The following is a 14892-nucleotide window of genomic DNA, read 5'->3' on the forward strand; positions in this document are numbered from 1 at the left end:
GGAAAAATTAGCGAACGATTTGGATCGCTCGTCCTCCTGCTAACTGACTAAAGTATTGTTTAAGTGCTTCAACACAGCGCTGAATTTTCATTGGTTGTTGATCATGCTTGGCAACTTCTGCATACAAAGTAAAAGTTGGCAATTTCCAATCAGGCATGAGTTCAATTAAAGAACCATTTTTTAACTCTTTTTGAGCATCTAAATATAAAATTCTGGCAATTCCATGGCCTTGCTGACATAACGCTTTTGCAACTTGTAAATTATTGCTCTGCAAACGGCTCTGCATTTCAACATTAAGTGTTTCACCCGTTTTTACATGTTGAAAATGGAAATTGTGTGATTCATTCATTACATTAATCGACAATAACTCATGATCTCTTAAATCATGAGGATGCACAATTGGACTAGATTGATTTAGATAACTTGGAGAAGCTACTAAAATTTGATCGACAAAAGCCATTGGAATAACAGAGCTACTTTCTTCTACTGGAGTAGAACTCATGCGCACTGCAATATCAATTCGCTCTTCAATTAAGTCGATATAACGATGTCCAACCTCAAAATGCACAGATAAACCGCGATGAGCTGACATCCAGTGAGATAATGCAGGAATGAGGTGTTGAACTGCTAAATCAGGAGTTGTTGCGATACGCAAATCCCCGATTAAGTCATCCCTCAATTCATTAATTCTGATTTTTCCCCTTTCAGCAGCTGCCAACATTTCTTGACAGCTTGAAAAAAAAGCCTGTCCGGCTTCTGTCAAACTAAGTTTACGAGTGGAGCGGTGTAATAGAATTACATCCATTTCATGCTCAAGGGAGCGAATCTGCTGGCTCACCGCACTTGTTGTAATTCCTAATTCACGTGCCGCACCACTGAATGAACTTTTTTCAACCACACAAGCAAAAACACCCATCGCACGAAGCTGATCTAACATAGGTTTCCTCAAATCTAATTCTAAATTTATAAAAAAATGCTTATTGTTGTAATGAAAGCAACCAATTATATTATACGAGGAAACCTAAGTTTTATGCATTAGCTATTTTGGTAAAAGATTTATAGGATTAATTGGTTTTCCGTCCAAACGAATCTGGAACTCAAGCATGACCTGAGATGCCCCAGTAGAACCCATTTCGGCAATTTTTTGTCCAGCAGTTACATTGTCACCGCTTTTCACCAACATCTTGCTATTGTGGGCATAGGCACTGATATAACCATCAATATGCTTAATTAAAACCAAATTGCCATATTCTTTTAAGCCATCAGCTGCGTAGACAACTTGACCATCTGCTGCGGCATAAATAGGATCGCCCTGATTTCCACCATAACGGATTCCTTTGACATTATTTGCCAAATTAAAGCCTTGAATCACTGGCCCATTGGTCGGTTTTATCCAGCGTAAGCTAGAATTTGGTGCAACCGAAGTCACTGTCGTATTCGTTGACGGTGCGGTCGTTGTAGGCGGAGTTACTGGGGTAACAGGTTGTGTGGTTGGTAGAGCAATCGTTTGACGCTTAATTTGCTCAGGCTGTGCCATAACTTGCGTAGATACCGTTCTTGGTGAAGAACCTTTCTTCAAACGCAAAGACTGATTAACATAAATACGATATGGTGGAGCAATATCATTCATTTCGGCGATACTGATATAGTCCAGACCATAACGCATTGCGATACCACTTAAAGTATCACCTGAACGAACTGTGTAATAGTTAGGGGCCATTGCATAGCGAGAACTATTATTAATTTGTGGTTTAGAAGCACATCCAGCCATAACCGCAGTAAAGCCTACTGCTACAGACAACATCATAATTTTCATTATTTTGTCTTTTTGGATATGCACTCTGCTTTGTTGCCCAATTAAATGCATTGATCTCCCTCACTAAATGCTACAAATCATTTCGGCTAAGAGTACCAAAAAAGTAAGAGGAAACACGTTCCTCTTTTTCTTTATTCACAAAGTTATAACATTCGAGGCAAATTATTGACTCAAACTGAGCTGCAAATCTTCCAAAACGGCATAATTTGTTGCATCCATTTGAATCGGTGTAACGCTTACATAGCCATTTGCAACCGCAAAGAAATCAGATTGAATCTGGCTTGAAACACGCTGCGGATCTGTAACCGCCTCACCTGCTAATCCAATCCAGTAAACCTGACGGCCTCGTGGATCGACATGACTGGTAATAGGCTTAGATTGAGCACGGCGACCTTGATATGTAATCTGCGCCCCTTTTAACTGCGGCACGTCAGGAATATTGATATTAAAGATATGTCGCGGAGGTAAAGCTGGTAATCCGCTTGCAATAAAATCATGTACCCATTGAGCAGCCTGAGCATAATCTTCTTTATTGTTATAAGCACGTACATCAGGACCCGCTAAAGACACAGCGATTGCAGGTTGTTTCATTAAACGACCTTCAAATGCAGCACCGACTGTTCCTGAATATAAAACATCATCACCTAAGTTTGCACCACTATTGATTCCGCTCACGACCAAGTCGAACTCAAAATCAAACAAACCATTCATGGATAAATAAACACAATCTGCTGGTGTACCATTCACCGCCCAGATATCTTCGGCAATTTGAATGGGGCGTAATGGTCGATCCAATGTTAATGCACTTGAGAAACCACTTCTTTCACTTTCTGGTGCAACCACAACCACGCGTCCAAGTGGTCTTAATGCTTCAGCTAAAGCCTGTATACCTGGCGCAAAAACACCGTCATCATTTGCAATTAAAATATTCACTAAAATCTTTCTCTACAAATAAACCTAAAGGTTTTCACAATTGAATTATTTGTTGAATTATATATATTTATGCCTCCATAGCATTATAAAATTGTGAAAAAATGAAAACTTTCGCTCCTTTTTTTCAGGTATTGGGGATCAGTATCACATTGTGTACGCAAGCGGTTTTTGCAGATGAGGATATCTCAACACAAGAGGCTGATAGCTTAATTAAAGATGACATTGCCGCAACGCAAGTTTTGCAGGAAATCTGCCCAGCTTTTGTTGGAACAAATAAAAAACTTGAGTCAAACGCTCAAAAAATTATTGCAATGTATCTAAGCGGTTATTCAAATAAATCAATGACCTTAGCGACTCTACAAAACGATGCTGAATTTAAAACTTTATTAAATGAAGCACGTCTTGCGGCAAAACAAATGGACCATCATGAGCAACATGAGCTCTGTGAAGAGATCGTTAATTATAAAGAATAGATCTTACTCTTTTGTGATATAAAAACTTATTCATTTTGGGTTTTCTGTTTGCCATTAAGCAGAAAACCAACATAACAATACATTTTTTCCATTTTTTTAAATTCTAAATTGGTTAAGCTAACGGCATATTTAGAAATTTTATTTTGGGTTATCGATGTTTATGAAGAAAAGCTTAGTTCAATCGCTCTCTTTGGTTTTACTTATGAGCATGGCAACAGTTGGTTTCGCTGCTGATAAGAAGAAAACGACTGAGAAGAAAACCGAAAATGAAAATGTTGTTGAAGTAACTCCACAACAAGGCACGACTCCTGAAGAATTAGCTGCAATTCAAGTGCTTTCTGAAATTTGTCCAAGTTTGATTGGTAAAAAAGACACCGATTTTGCTCAAGGCTATGAACGCTTAGTGAAAGACTACCTACCAAATGAAACTGATGCTGTTTCTGCATTAGAAAAACGTAGTAAAGACAAAGCTTTCAAAAAATACTTAAAAGAAGCGCGTAAAGATGCAAAAGCTGCTGGTGATGAGCAAAACACATTAGTTTGCCAAGACGTGAAAGCATATCAATCGCAAAACTAAATTAGTAAAAAACTCTTGAGTTACAATACTGTTTGAAAAAGCCGACTTCTCCCGTAGAAGTCGGCTTTGCTTTATCCTAAAATGCTAGGCTCTTCTGCTTCATACAAGATATTGGAATTACCTAGAATGACTCGAAAAAGCGCTATTGCTGCACTACTCCTCTTACCAAGTTTTTCTTATGCAGCAACTGTCTTATCAGCTCCGCCAGAATTAAATAATAAGTCTTATGTATTAATGGATTATGAGACAGGACAAATTCTCGCTTCTAAAAATGAAAACGAAAAGCTTGCACCTGCTTCAATGACAAAAATGATGACCAGTTACATCATTGAACAAAAATTATTAAAAGGTGAACTGACTGAAAATGAGCAGGTTCGTATGAACGAGTCTGCATGGTGTAAAGGAAGTAGCTCTGAATCATGTATGTATGTTCCTTTAAACGGTACAGCGACTGTTCTAGAAATGCTCCGCGGTATTATTATCCAGTCAGGTAATGATGCATCAAAAGCAATGGCTGAACATATTGCCGGAAATGAAGGCACGTTTGCTCATATGATGAATCAGGAAGCAAAACGTATCGGCATGGTAAACACTCAGTTTATTAACTCAACCGGTATGCCTGCTGAAGGTCACTATTCAACTGCAAAAGATATGGCTGTGTTAGCACAACATATTATTAAAGACAGTTCAAAATACTATCCAATTTACTCTGAAAAAGAATTTACTTTTAATGGTATTAAACAAGGTAACCGTAATGCCTTGCTTTACACAGACCCAAGTGTAGATGGTTTAAAAACAGGCCATACAGATGAAGCCGGTTACTGCTTAACTACTTCAAGTAAACGCGGTCCAATGCGTTTAATTTCAGTGATTTTTGGTACGCCAAGCATGTCTGAACGTGCCGATCAAACGCGTACCTTACTAGCTTGGGGCTTTGCTAATTTTGAAACTGCAAATGTTCAACCAGCGAATCAAGTTCTTGCAAAAGCAAAAGTTTGGTTTGGTAAAGAAGATGAAGTTCAAGTTGGTTTGGCTGAAAACTTTAGTGTAACGATGCCTAAAGGTAAAGCTGATGGCATTAAAACTCAGTTAGTGGTTCAACCTAACTTAAACGCACCACTTCAAAAAGGTCAGGTTGTGGGCAAACTTGTTGCTAGCCTAGATGGCAAAGTAATTGCTGAGAAACCTTTAGTTGCATTAAAGCCAGTTGAAGAAGCAAGCTTCTTTGCTCGTTTAATCGACCATATCAAACAATTCTTCAGCAATTTATTCTAATTTTTGAATAGGTGAATTAAGCACTCATGCTATTTAGCCTGAGTGCTTTTTTATTTTATAATTCGACTAAATTTTATTTTGATACTCATCATGGCAAAGAACATTCGTCCTTATATTGAACACCACCCTCAAGTAGATACAACCTGTTATATCGATGACATGGCTGTTGTGGTTGGTGACGTTAGCTTAGCTGAAAATGTTTCTGTCTGGCCTTTTGCAGTCATCCGTGGTGACGTAAATAGTATTCAAATTGGCAAAAACAGTAACGTACAAGACCATTGTATGTTGCATGTAAGCCATAAAAATGATGCCAAACCTAATGGTTCGCCTCTGGTTATTGGTGAAGATGTAACGGTTGGACACCATGTGACTTTGCATGGCTGTACCATCGGTAACCGTGTTTTAGTCGGAATCAACACCGTTATTCTAGATGACGTAATTATTGAAGATGATGTGATGATTGGTGCAGGAAGTTTAGTTCCACCTCGCAAAGTCTTAAAAAGCGGTTATCTCTATGTAGGAAGCCCTGTACAACAAGTGCGACCATTGACTGAAAAAGAACTGGCGTTTCTTCCTTATTCAGCAAGACATTATGTAAAAGTGCAAAATAATCATAAAGCTGCACAAGCAAATCAAGATTAATTATCTATCTTGATCGTAAGTAATAAAAATTCTGATTTTTAAACGATATAGTTTTGTCGTATTGCTCATATCGTTTAGCAGATCACCGTAGCCAAAAACCCCTAAATTTCGTATTATACGTCTTTTAAATCATGGTGCTTTTTTATGGCCGCATGGACTCCTCATGTCACTGTTGCTACAGTCGTAGAAAAAGACGGACGCTATCTGTTTGTAGAAGAGCATAGCGAAGGTTTTGTGCACACAGTATTTAACCAACCTGCCGGTCATGTGGAATGTGGTGAGTCATTAACAGAAGCTGCCATTCGAGAAACACTTGAAGAAACAGGCCATCATGTTGAAATTGATGCCTTGCTTGGTATTTATACTTATACCCCGCCAATGTTTCCCGATCGCACTTATTACCGCTTCTGTTTTTTAGCACATGTAACTCAGGTTGAAAGTGATCCTCAACTTGATACAGATATTGTCGCTGCTGTGTGGATGACACCAGATGAACTCAAAGAATCTGCCCGTGCCCGCAGTCCTCTTGTGCTAAAAGCAGTTGAAGATGCTATGAAAGGCCACCATTATCCTTTATCGCTTATTTATGAGCACCCCTTCTCTCCCTCATTAACTTCTCATTTGGATGCCTAGTCCTATGCAACAACGTGTCATCGTCGGTATGTCTGGTGGTGTAGACTCTTCTGTTTCTGCAGCACTTTTACTTCAACAGGGTTATCAAGTTGAAGGTCTTTTCATGAAGAACTGGGAGGAAGACGACGGCACGGAATACTGTACGGCAATGGAAGACTTAGCCGATGCCCAAGCAGTAGCTGATAAAATCGGTATTAAGCTGCATACAGCAAACTTTGCTATGGAATATTGGGATCGAGTGTTTGAACTTTTCCTAGCTGAATATGCGGCTGGTCGCACACCAAACCCAGATATTTTATGTAATAAAGAAATTAAGTTCCGTGCATTTTTAGATCATGCTATGACTTTAGGTGCAGACTTTATCGCGACTGGTCATTATGCACGTCGTGGTGAAACCGCATATAACTCTAAAGGCGAAGCATATGCACCATTATTACGTGGTGTAGATAACAATAAAGACCAAACCTATTTCTTGCACGCTGTTCATGGTAGAGAAATTAATAAAACATTATTTCCAGTAGGCGAAATCGAAAAACCTGAAGTTCGACGAATTGCTGAAGAACTTGATCTTGCTACAGCTAAGAAAAAGGACTCAACAGGAATCTGTTTTATTGGGGAACGTCGTTTTAATGACTTCCTTAAACAATATTTACCCGCTCAGCCTGGGAAAATTGTACTTGATACAGGTAAAGAAGTTGGTGAACATCACGGTCTGATGTACTATACGCTCGGTCAGCGTGGTGGAATTGGTCTAGGTGGTTTGAAAGGTGCAGCTGAGGGTGCATGGTTCGTACTACATAAAGATCTTGATAATAATCGCCTCGTTGTTGGTCAGGGACATGAACATCCACTCATGCAAAGCACTCAGCTTTGGAGTGAGTCAATTGACTGGGTAGCAGGTGAACAGAATATTCCTGTTGAAGGATTACGCTGCACAGCGAAAACACGCTATCGTCAACCTGATCAGACATGTACAATTTTTATTGATGAAAACACTGAACACGGTGTTCGCGTTGAGTTTGTTGAACCTCAGCGTGCTGTTACACCGGGTCAAAGCGTTGTATTTTATTCAGATGAAGTTTGCTTAGGCGGGGGTGTCATTCACCATACAAATGCCCCTACACCAAATTTTATTTAAGGGAATGAATGGCATGGTGGAGTTACCATTTCAACAATCACAAGCCTTGAATGTTCGACAAAACCGTGCCCTTGCCTTGGCTGGGGTATTTCAGGCCACCCAGCTTACCCATATGACAGCGATGACGGGTCAGCAAAGTATTGGTGAAAGTGGTAACTTCTATTTTGAGCTGTTAATTAAAGCAAGTTTAAATATTCGTCCTACAGCCAACAATGGTGTTCAAACCTTAGATTTTTTTAATCAGTTGGCTGATATTTCTTTAGGGCTTAAAACGCTCGAAAATTGTATTACTCAACCTTTTTCAAACATGCCTAAATCTCGACTTCCCAAAATGGGCACAGCCAAACTTCCAATGTCCTACGCGATGTCGCTTTTACAGCTAGAGAAAAAGGTTTATAGCAACCCTGAATATGTCGCAATCATTGAGAAAGCTCAGCAAAAAATTTTAAAACAGCTTTCTTTTTTTGATAATAACTACTTACACCCAAGCATTTTAGCCAATTTGGCACAAACTTATGTTGATACTGCTGGGCAGATTAACCCACGCATTTTAGTTCGTGGTAATGCAGAAGCATTTAAAGATACCAACCATACTAACCGCATCCGTGCTTGTTTATTTACTGGCTTGCAAATGGCCCATTTGTGGCGACAACTCGGCGGTAGTTCATGGAACATGATTTTTAGCAAACGTAAATTGCTACAGGATATTCAAGCACTTGCTCGTTTACAGTATCAAGTCATTTAAGACTGTAAACGAGATTTTTTAGTTTTATGTTTATTCCAACATTAAGGAATCGTTATGAACGCTTTAACCGCTCTATCACCATTAGATGGACGTTATGCCAGCAAATGTGATGCGCTACGCCCTTTTCTTTCTGAGTTTGGTTTAATCCATGCTCGTGTCACTGTAGAAGTGCGTTGGTTACAAGCACTCTCTAACCGTCCGGAAATTGTTGAAGTTGCTCCTTTCTCAAACGAAACAAATGCAGCTTTAGATGCAATTGTTAGCAACTTCTCTGAAGAAGATGCAAACCGCATTAAAGAGATTGAACGTACAACTAACCATGACGTTAAAGCAGTTGAGTATTTCTTAAAAGAGAAGATTGCGGGTATCACTGAATTACAAAATGCGGGCGAGTTCATTCACTTCGCATGTACATCAGAAGACATCAACAACTTGTCTCACGCGCTTATGCTTAAAAAAGGCCGTGAAGTTTTAGTATCAAGCATGAAGCAAATCCTTAATGCGATCTCTGCTTTGGCAACAACTCATGCAGAACAACCAATGTTGTCTCGTACACACGGTCAAACTGCTAGCCCAACCACTTTGGGTAAAGAAATGGCGAACGTGGCATACCGTTTAGCTCGTCAAATCAAACAATTTGAAAACGTTGAGTTACTTGGCAAAATCAATGGTGCTGTAGGTAACTACAATGCTCACCTTTCTGCTTATCCAGATGTTGATTGGGCTGCTCACGCACAAGCTTTTGTTGAATCTTTAGGTTTAACATTCAACCCTTATACAACTCAAATCGAACCACATGACTACATGGCAGAGTTGTTTGATGCGTTACGTCGTTTCAATACGATTTTAATCGACTTTAACCGTGACGTATGGGGCTACATCTCTCTAGGTTACTTCAAACAAAAATTGAAAGAAGGCGAAGTTGGTTCATCAACCATGCCACACAAAGTTAACCCAATTGACTTTGAAAACTCTGAAGGTAACTTAGGTATTGCAAATGCAGTATTGGCTCACTTAGGCGAAAAATTACCAATTTCTCGCTGGCAGCGTGACTTAACTGACTCTACTGTATTACGTAATATGGGTGTTGGTTTTGCGCAAAGCTTAATTGCTTTCGATGCATGCTTAAAAGGTGTTGGTAAACTTGAGTTAAATGCAAACCGTTTAAATGAAGATTTAGACCAAGCTCAAGAAGTTTTAGCTGAACCGATTCAAACTGTAATGCGTCGCTACAACATTGAAAAACCATACGAAAAATTAAAAGCATTAACTCGTGGTCAAGCAATGACACGTGACATGATGGTTAATTTCGTAAATGGTGATGAACTTTCTCAAGTACCAAGCGAAGAACGTGCGCGTTTAGCTGAACTTACGCCTGCAACTTACACAGGTAATGCAGCTGAACAAGCAAAACAAATTAACGATTTAATTAGCAAAATCTAATTAAAAAGTTTACAAAAAGCGGAGCTTAGGCTTCGCTTTTTTATTACACTGATATAAATCACAATAAAGACTTCATAAAATGATCGAAAAACAATTCAAACTTAAACACTATATTGCTCTTGGTTTGCTTTTGATTGCAATTGTCATCTCAGGTATTCAGCCTCTTGAATTTGAAGCTTATTTACTTCATCAAGCTGGCACTGTTTTCATGTTGATTTTGCTCTTTGTTATTTTTAAAAAAATTGGGCTCGACTTTTTAAGTTTTACTTTTTATTTGCTGTTTTTGCTCATCCATATTATCGGTGCGCACTATTTGTATTCATACGTTCCGTACAATGATTGGATACTACAGTTATTCCATTTCAACCTAGATCAATATATGGGTTGGTCCCGTAATATGTATGATCGTTTGGTTCATCTTGCCTATGGTATTTTTCTCTACCCTCTTACCTATCGCGTGTTTCAAGTGTGGTTACCATCAGTAAAGCCATTCAGTCTTTTTTTATTAGTAGTTCAATTTGTAATGGCATCAAGTGTTTTATATGAACTGATCGAATGGGCAATTGCAATCGGATTATCACCCGAAGAAGCTGAAAATTATAATGGGCAACAAGGTGACATGTGGGATGCACATAAAGATATGCTATTAGCAACGATTGGTGCAATTATCAATGGGCTTGTGGCACTGATGCTTCCATCTAAAACAAATAACTCATAAAAAAAAGCGCTAAATGAGCGCTTTTTTTAAGATCACTTTAGATAACAGGATAGGTTTGTTCTAAAAGGCTTTGTAAAACTGAAGAAGTTGTATCAGGTAAAACATGCTCAAGATTGGCAGTGGTATTAATAGCGTTCGTAGTTACATCACTTTGATCATTTACTTGCGTAGGCTTTACTGCCGCTAAAGACAAAAGAGTTTCAATTGGGTCTGGTTCACTAGATGTAGAGCTTTTTAACAAATCATCTAATGGCACAGTTTTCTGCTGTTGGCTATCCGTTTCATTTGTTGTGCTTTGTACTAACTTTAATGTATTTAACCCAACACTATCAGCAACAGATACAGTTTCTGTCTGAGCAGTATCAACAGCTACCTCACTTAAACTGGCAGCCTTTGGAGCGACTACATCAAACGTAAAAGGTAAACTCACTTCACTTGTAAACCCTGCCGCATCGGTTTGCATTAAGGTAATAGTATGTTTACCAATGGCTAAAGTTTTATCAAGTGTAAATGACCACTCACCACTAGCATTTACCTGACCTATTTTAATAATCGAAATTGCTACTCCGTTATCATAAATGGTCAAGGTCGCATTGGATTCAGCTTTGACAGTAAATTTTGGGGTCGCATCATCTGTTTCAGAGTTAGCAAGGATTTGTTTTATAGCGGTCCCATTATCATCATATACCTTAAAACTCGGTTTATCAGGAGGTGTATCCTTTGTACCATTGATTTCCAGAGCTACAGAACTATTGCCAGAGGCATCTATAGCAGATACAGAGGCCTTATCTTTAACAGTTAAAGCGGGTGAAATCGTAATTGTAAATTTCCCATCCGCATCAGCTACTCCACTACCAATAACCTTAGTACCTATTGTTATTTGTATTTTTGCATTAGCTTCGGCAGTTCCTGTTACGCTTGTGCCATCAGCATTAATTTGGGCTGTAGGTTTATCCGGTGCAATAGTGTCATAGCCAGCTTTAATTTCTAAAGGCTTAGAGGTATTACCTGCTGCATCTTCAACAACAACTGTTGCCTTTTGGGACTCTTTTAATGCAGGCGAAAGCGTGATTTGAAACTCACCTTGTGCGTTTGCAGTACCAGTTCCAATCACTTTACCATCAGCATCTTTTATCTGAACTTTTGCATTAGGCTCAGTTTGTCCTTCAACCGTGGTACCTTCTTTATTGACTTCAACTAAAGGTACGTCCGGAGCGAAAGTATCCTTTCCGGCAATAATTTTAGTTGGTTCAGATTTATTGCCTACAGCATCTTCAGCTATAACTTTTCCACCCGCGTCACTCGTCAATGGAGGAGTAAGCTTTAAAGAAAAAATACCATCTTTATTTGCAGTTACAGTGCCTAGTACATTACCACTAGCATCATAAACAGTGATTTTTGCATCTGGTTCAGTTCTACCATCTAAGATTGAACCATCTTCACTTAACTGGGCGCGTGGGGCATCTGGAGCAATTGTGTCTTTGGGACCTGTAATAGAATAAGCACTAGACTCTTTACCACCTTCACTTTGAGCTGAAACATTTAATTTATTTCCATCTGTCAAAGGTTTATCGAGCTTAATCGTAAAATTACCACTTGCATCTGCGTTACCTGAAGCAATCACATTTCCACTTAAATCTTTAATATAAATTTTTGCATTAGCTTCTGCCTTACCAGTCACCGTAACAGCATCATCTGCAAGTTTTACTTCTGTTGGTTTCGCAGTGGTTGGAACATTAACAGGCGAGTCATCTTTGTCATCGTTATCAAAAGCCCAAAGATATAAACCTTCAGCAGCTAAAACAGCCAAACCTGCTTTTAGCACGTTACCCATCGAAAAAGTTGGGGAATCATCAACTGCCATTGTTGAGGCTGGTTGGCTCGTGCTGGTATAAGCTAAATCTGTGACATGGTTTAAACCTGTATAGTCGATTACCTTACCCTGAGCATCAAATTGTGCTTCAACAAATTTTCCATGTTCAGTCGGAAGAACAAGTGAATGTTCTGTTATATTCGTTGCTTCATTAAAGAAATTTTCTAAAACAATAGTCTCTCCATTTTTTAAATGGACGACTAGGCTTCCACCTTGTTTTTCCACCGATGCTATATCTTTTTGACTTACACCAATTTGAATAATAGAAGGTTTACTTAACACTACCTTATTGAGCTGACCATCTTGCAGAACGTCCAAACCCTCTTTGGATGCTACAATTATTCTTGTCATTATTTCCTGTCCTAAATTTCAGTTATATTTTTAAATGTCTAACTTTTTAAATATTTCATTTAAAAGCTATTTTATTGCTGTTTAAAATATCAAAACCATTTGGTTATCACAATTCAAAAATTATATTTATCAATATTTATTTTTTACTTTCTATTAAAAATCTAAGCACATTTAATAAGACAATTTTGAATATTAACTTTATAAAAAAACCAGCATTTAAGCTGGTCTTTTATAACATTTGAATTAGATAAACTTATAGTTTTGGATCACGTACCTGCACAAGCGTCGTGTTCGCCTTTGCTAGGCTTTCCATGACTTTACTCATTACAGTAGGAATCAAACTATCTGCCATTTGCGCTGCTTGTAAACCTAACTTTTCACCTAAGGTCGCTTTCTTACGTGTATTAATAACATACACATCATGTTGCGGTAATAAAGCTAATAAATACTCATCAGATGTTTGTAATTTATCAACAAGGTTCAGATCTAGGGCATCTTCACCATACCAATGCTCACCTGTCGCCACCTTATCAACATTAAGTTGTGGACGGTACTTTTCTACAAAGTGTTTAAATAACACATGAGTTTGTTGAAGCTCTTCTTCGAACTTCGCTTTACCTTCAGGCGTATTTTCACCAAACATCGTGACAGTACGCTTATATTGCCCTGCTGTGTAAAGCTCAAAATCCACATTGTGCTCTTTTAAAAGACGATTAAAGTTTGGAACTTGAGCAACCACACCAATTGATCCAACAATAGCAAACGGTGCTGCGATAATTTCATTTGCAATACATGCCATCATATAGCCACCACTTGCAGCGACTTTATCAACACAAATTGTTAAATGAAAACCTGCATCGCGTAAACGCACCAACTGAGCTGCTGCCAGACCATAACCATGCACCATACCACCTGGGCTTTCAAGACGAACTACAATCCGGTCACGCCCTGCTTTAGCAGTTGCTAAAATCAGGGTAATTTCTTCACGTAAGTTTTCAACTGCCGAAGCTTGAATATCACCTTTGAAATCTAAAACAAAAATCTTCTGATTATTTTTACGGCGAATTTTAGCTTCTTTAGCAAGTTGTTGAGCTAATTGTAAAAGTTCTAAACGGCTTGCCGTAGTTTGTGCAATTTTTTTTCTCTGTTCATTTACACGTGCATTTAAATGACTAACACGTATTTCCGCAGGGAGTTTAGGCAAATGGAATAACATAAAATTCTAAGCTCATAAGTTTATCTTTATAGCCTTAAGATGTGGTCGTTTTGATTAAAATTCAATAGCGATTTTGCAAAATAGAGTCATTTTCATTTATAAAATAAAAAAAAGAGCACTTGGCTCTTTTTCTTTTATTGTTTATTAATCAACCGAAGCGACCAGTAATATACGCTTCCGTTAACTGATGGTCAGGTTGAGTAAAGACTTTTTCAGTCGAATTGACTTCAATTAAATCACCTAAATGGAAATAAGCAGTACGATCAGAAACACGTGCCGCTTGTTGCATTGAGTGAGTCACAATTACAATCGTGTATTGATTCGACAATTCAGAAATCAGTTCTTCTACTTTTGCTGTCGCAATTGGATCGAGTGCAGAACACGGTTCATCCATTAAAATCACTTCAGGACTAACGGCAATGGTACGTGCAATACATAAACGCTGTTGCTGACCACCTGATAAACCTGTACCTGGTTGGTTCAAACGGTCTTTAACCTCTTCCCACAAACCAGCTTTACGTAAACTATTTTCAACGATTTCTTCTAGATCGTACTTATCACGTGCTAAACCATGAAGTTTAGGACCATAAGCCACGTTGTCAAAAATAGATTTAGGGAATGGGTTTGGCTTTTGGAACACCATACCAACCTGAGCACGCAATAATACAACGTCTAGATTTGGATCATAAATATTGTGATTATCGAGAGTAATTTTACCTGTTACGCGGCAACCATCAATCGTATCGTTCATACGGTTTAAAGTACGAAGAAACGTTGACTTACCACAACCTGACGGACCAATAAATGCGATCACTTCATTTTGGTAAATATCTAGATCAATACCTTTAATGGCTTCAAAATCACCATAATAAACATGGGCATCTTGTGCACTAATCTTGATTTCGGTTGAGTTCTGCTTTTTTGAAGCATGTGGTTCAAAATGCGAAACATACGAAGTGCCATGATTCAGCGGTTTATCTGTAAATTGCGATTGTTCAGTATTCACTAACTTATCCTTTTCTAAGGAATTCGTAATATCAATAGTATTCATGATTTATC

General features: G+C 38.4%; 15 protein-coding genes. 9 read left to right on the forward strand and 6 right to left on the reverse strand.

Going from position 1 to position 14892, the window contains the following annotated elements:
• Positions 1–7: 7 nt before the first annotated feature.
• From KTI79_RS03600 to surE, 3 genes are all read right to left on the reverse strand, one after another.
• The gene (locus tag KTI79_RS03600) at positions 8–937 is read right to left on the reverse strand and encodes a LysR family transcriptional regulator (protein WP_016140370.1); all 930 of its coding nucleotides are present in this window, start codon (positions 935–937) and stop codon (positions 8–10) included.
• Positions 938–1039: 102 nt separating this feature from the next.
• Positions 1040–1867 (reverse strand): peptidoglycan DD-metalloendopeptidase family protein, encoded by an 828-nt coding sequence (locus KTI79_RS03605; RefSeq protein WP_016140369.1) that lies wholly within the window; start codon positions 1865–1867, stop codon positions 1040–1042.
• 111 nt (positions 1868–1978) lie between these two features.
• Positions 1979–2749, reverse strand: coding sequence for a 5'/3'-nucleotidase SurE (gene surE / locus KTI79_RS03610; RefSeq protein ID WP_032053286.1), 771 nt, complete (start codon positions 2747–2749; stop codon positions 1979–1981).
• A gap of 101 nt (positions 2750–2850) precedes the next feature.
• Between surE and KTI79_RS03615 the strand changes: the two genes are divergently transcribed.
• The 9 genes from KTI79_RS03615 to KTI79_RS03655 all read left to right on the forward strand — a co-directional run bounded on the left by KTI79_RS03615 (position 2851) and on the right by KTI79_RS03655 (position 10393).
• The gene (locus KTI79_RS03615; RefSeq protein WP_005073292.1) at positions 2851–3222 is read left to right on the forward strand and encodes an MCR_0457 family protein; all 372 of its coding nucleotides are present in this window, start codon (positions 2851–2853) and stop codon (positions 3220–3222) included.
• A 154-nt stretch (positions 3223–3376) separates the two neighbouring features.
• Complete coding sequence (locus tag KTI79_RS03620; protein WP_079284099.1) at positions 3377–3799, forward strand: MCR_0457 family protein; 423 nt, start codon at positions 3377–3379, stop codon at positions 3797–3799.
• A gap of 126 nt (positions 3800–3925) precedes the next feature.
• Positions 3926–5074, forward strand: coding sequence for a D-alanyl-D-alanine carboxypeptidase PBP5/6 (gene dacC, locus KTI79_RS03625; protein WP_016140365.1), 1149 nt, complete (start codon positions 3926–3928; stop codon positions 5072–5074).
• A gap of 90 nt (positions 5075–5164) precedes the next feature.
• The gene (locus KTI79_RS03630) at positions 5165–5716 is read left to right on the forward strand and encodes a gamma carbonic anhydrase family protein (protein WP_032053154.1); all 552 of its coding nucleotides are present in this window, start codon (positions 5165–5167) and stop codon (positions 5714–5716) included.
• A gap of 144 nt (positions 5717–5860) precedes the next feature.
• Positions 5861–6349, forward strand: coding sequence for an NUDIX hydrolase (locus tag KTI79_RS03635; protein WP_032007356.1), 489 nt, complete (start codon positions 5861–5863; stop codon positions 6347–6349).
• A gap of 4 nt (positions 6350–6353) precedes the next feature.
• On the forward strand, positions 6354–7487 hold the full coding sequence (gene mnmA, locus KTI79_RS03640) for a tRNA 2-thiouridine(34) synthase MnmA (protein ID WP_032053152.1): 1134 nt from the start codon (positions 6354–6356) through the stop codon (positions 7485–7487).
• Positions 7488–7500: 13 nt separating this feature from the next.
• On the forward strand, positions 7501–8232 hold the full coding sequence (hflD, locus tag KTI79_RS03645) for a high frequency lysogenization protein HflD (RefSeq protein WP_016140362.1): 732 nt from the start codon (positions 7501–7503) through the stop codon (positions 8230–8232).
• A 54-nt stretch (positions 8233–8286) separates the two neighbouring features.
• Positions 8287–9675, forward strand: coding sequence for an adenylosuccinate lyase (purB, locus tag KTI79_RS03650; RefSeq protein ID WP_032053150.1), 1389 nt, complete (start codon positions 8287–8289; stop codon positions 9673–9675).
• Positions 9676–9754: 79 nt separating this feature from the next.
• Positions 9755–10393 (forward strand): DUF2238 domain-containing protein, encoded by a 639-nt coding sequence (locus KTI79_RS03655; RefSeq protein ID WP_032053148.1) that lies wholly within the window; start codon positions 9755–9757, stop codon positions 10391–10393.
• 37 nt (positions 10394–10430) lie between these two features.
• Here the strand turns inward: KTI79_RS03655 and blp2 are convergent, their stop codons facing one another.
• From blp2 to pstB, 3 genes are all read right to left on the reverse strand, one after another.
• Positions 10431–12617, reverse strand: a complete 2187-nt coding sequence (gene blp2, locus KTI79_RS03660) for an Ig-like repeat protein Blp2 (RefSeq protein ID WP_032053146.1) — start codon at positions 12615–12617, stop codon at positions 10431–10433.
• 253 nt (positions 12618–12870) lie between these two features.
• Positions 12871–13833 carry a protease SohB gene (gene sohB / locus KTI79_RS03665; protein WP_002118820.1) on the reverse strand — a complete coding sequence of 321 codons (963 nt, stop codon included), beginning with the start codon at positions 13831–13833 and terminating at the stop codon, positions 12871–12873.
• A gap of 148 nt (positions 13834–13981) precedes the next feature.
• Positions 13982–14884: a phosphate ABC transporter ATP-binding protein PstB gene (gene pstB / locus KTI79_RS03670; protein ID WP_031949005.1), complete on the reverse strand. Its 903-nt coding sequence runs from the start codon at positions 14882–14884 to the stop codon at positions 13982–13984.
• Positions 14885–14892: the final 8 nt, after the last annotated feature.

This window comes from Acinetobacter sp. WU_MDCI_Abxd143, from assembly GCF_025514195.1.
GTDB classification, from domain to species: domain Bacteria; phylum Pseudomonadota; class Gammaproteobacteria; order Pseudomonadales; family Moraxellaceae; genus Acinetobacter; species Acinetobacter pittii_H.

Coding starts and splice junctions, on each gene's coding strand:
- purB (WP_032053150.1), top strand. CDS start 8,287: ATGAACGCTTTAACCGCTCTATCACCATTAGATGGACGTTATGCCAGC.
- mnmA (WP_032053152.1), top strand. CDS start 6,354: ATGCAACAACGTGTCATCGTCGGTATGTCTGGTGGTGTAGACTCTTCT.
- KTI79_RS03605 (WP_016140369.1), bottom strand. CDS start 1,867: ATGCATTTAATTGGGCAACAAAGCAGAGTGCATATCCAAAAAGACAAA.
- KTI79_RS03620 (WP_079284099.1), top strand. CDS start 3,377: ATGTTTATGAAGAAAAGCTTAGTTCAATCGCTCTCTTTGGTTTTACTT.
- sohB (WP_002118820.1), bottom strand. CDS start 13,833: ATGTTATTCCATTTGCCTAAACTCCCTGCGGAAATACGTGTTAGTCAT.
- pstB (WP_031949005.1), bottom strand. CDS start 14,884: ATGAATACTATTGATATTACGAATTCCTTAGAAAAGGATAAGTTAGTG.
- KTI79_RS03635 (WP_032007356.1), top strand. CDS start 5,861: ATGGCCGCATGGACTCCTCATGTCACTGTTGCTACAGTCGTAGAAAAA.
- blp2 (WP_032053146.1), bottom strand. CDS start 12,617: ATGACAAGAATAATTGTAGCATCCAAAGAGGGTTTGGACGTTCTGCAA.
- KTI79_RS03630 (WP_032053154.1), top strand. CDS start 5,165: ATGGCAAAGAACATTCGTCCTTATATTGAACACCACCCTCAAGTAGAT.
- KTI79_RS03600 (WP_016140370.1), bottom strand. CDS start 937: ATGTTAGATCAGCTTCGTGCGATGGGTGTTTTTGCTTGTGTGGTTGAA.
- hflD (WP_016140362.1), top strand. CDS start 7,501: ATGGTGGAGTTACCATTTCAACAATCACAAGCCTTGAATGTTCGACAA.
- dacC (WP_016140365.1), top strand. CDS start 3,926: ATGACTCGAAAAAGCGCTATTGCTGCACTACTCCTCTTACCAAGTTTT.
- KTI79_RS03655 (WP_032053148.1), top strand. CDS start 9,755: ATGATCGAAAAACAATTCAAACTTAAACACTATATTGCTCTTGGTTTG.
- KTI79_RS03615 (WP_005073292.1), top strand. CDS start 2,851: ATGAAAACTTTCGCTCCTTTTTTTCAGGTATTGGGGATCAGTATCACA.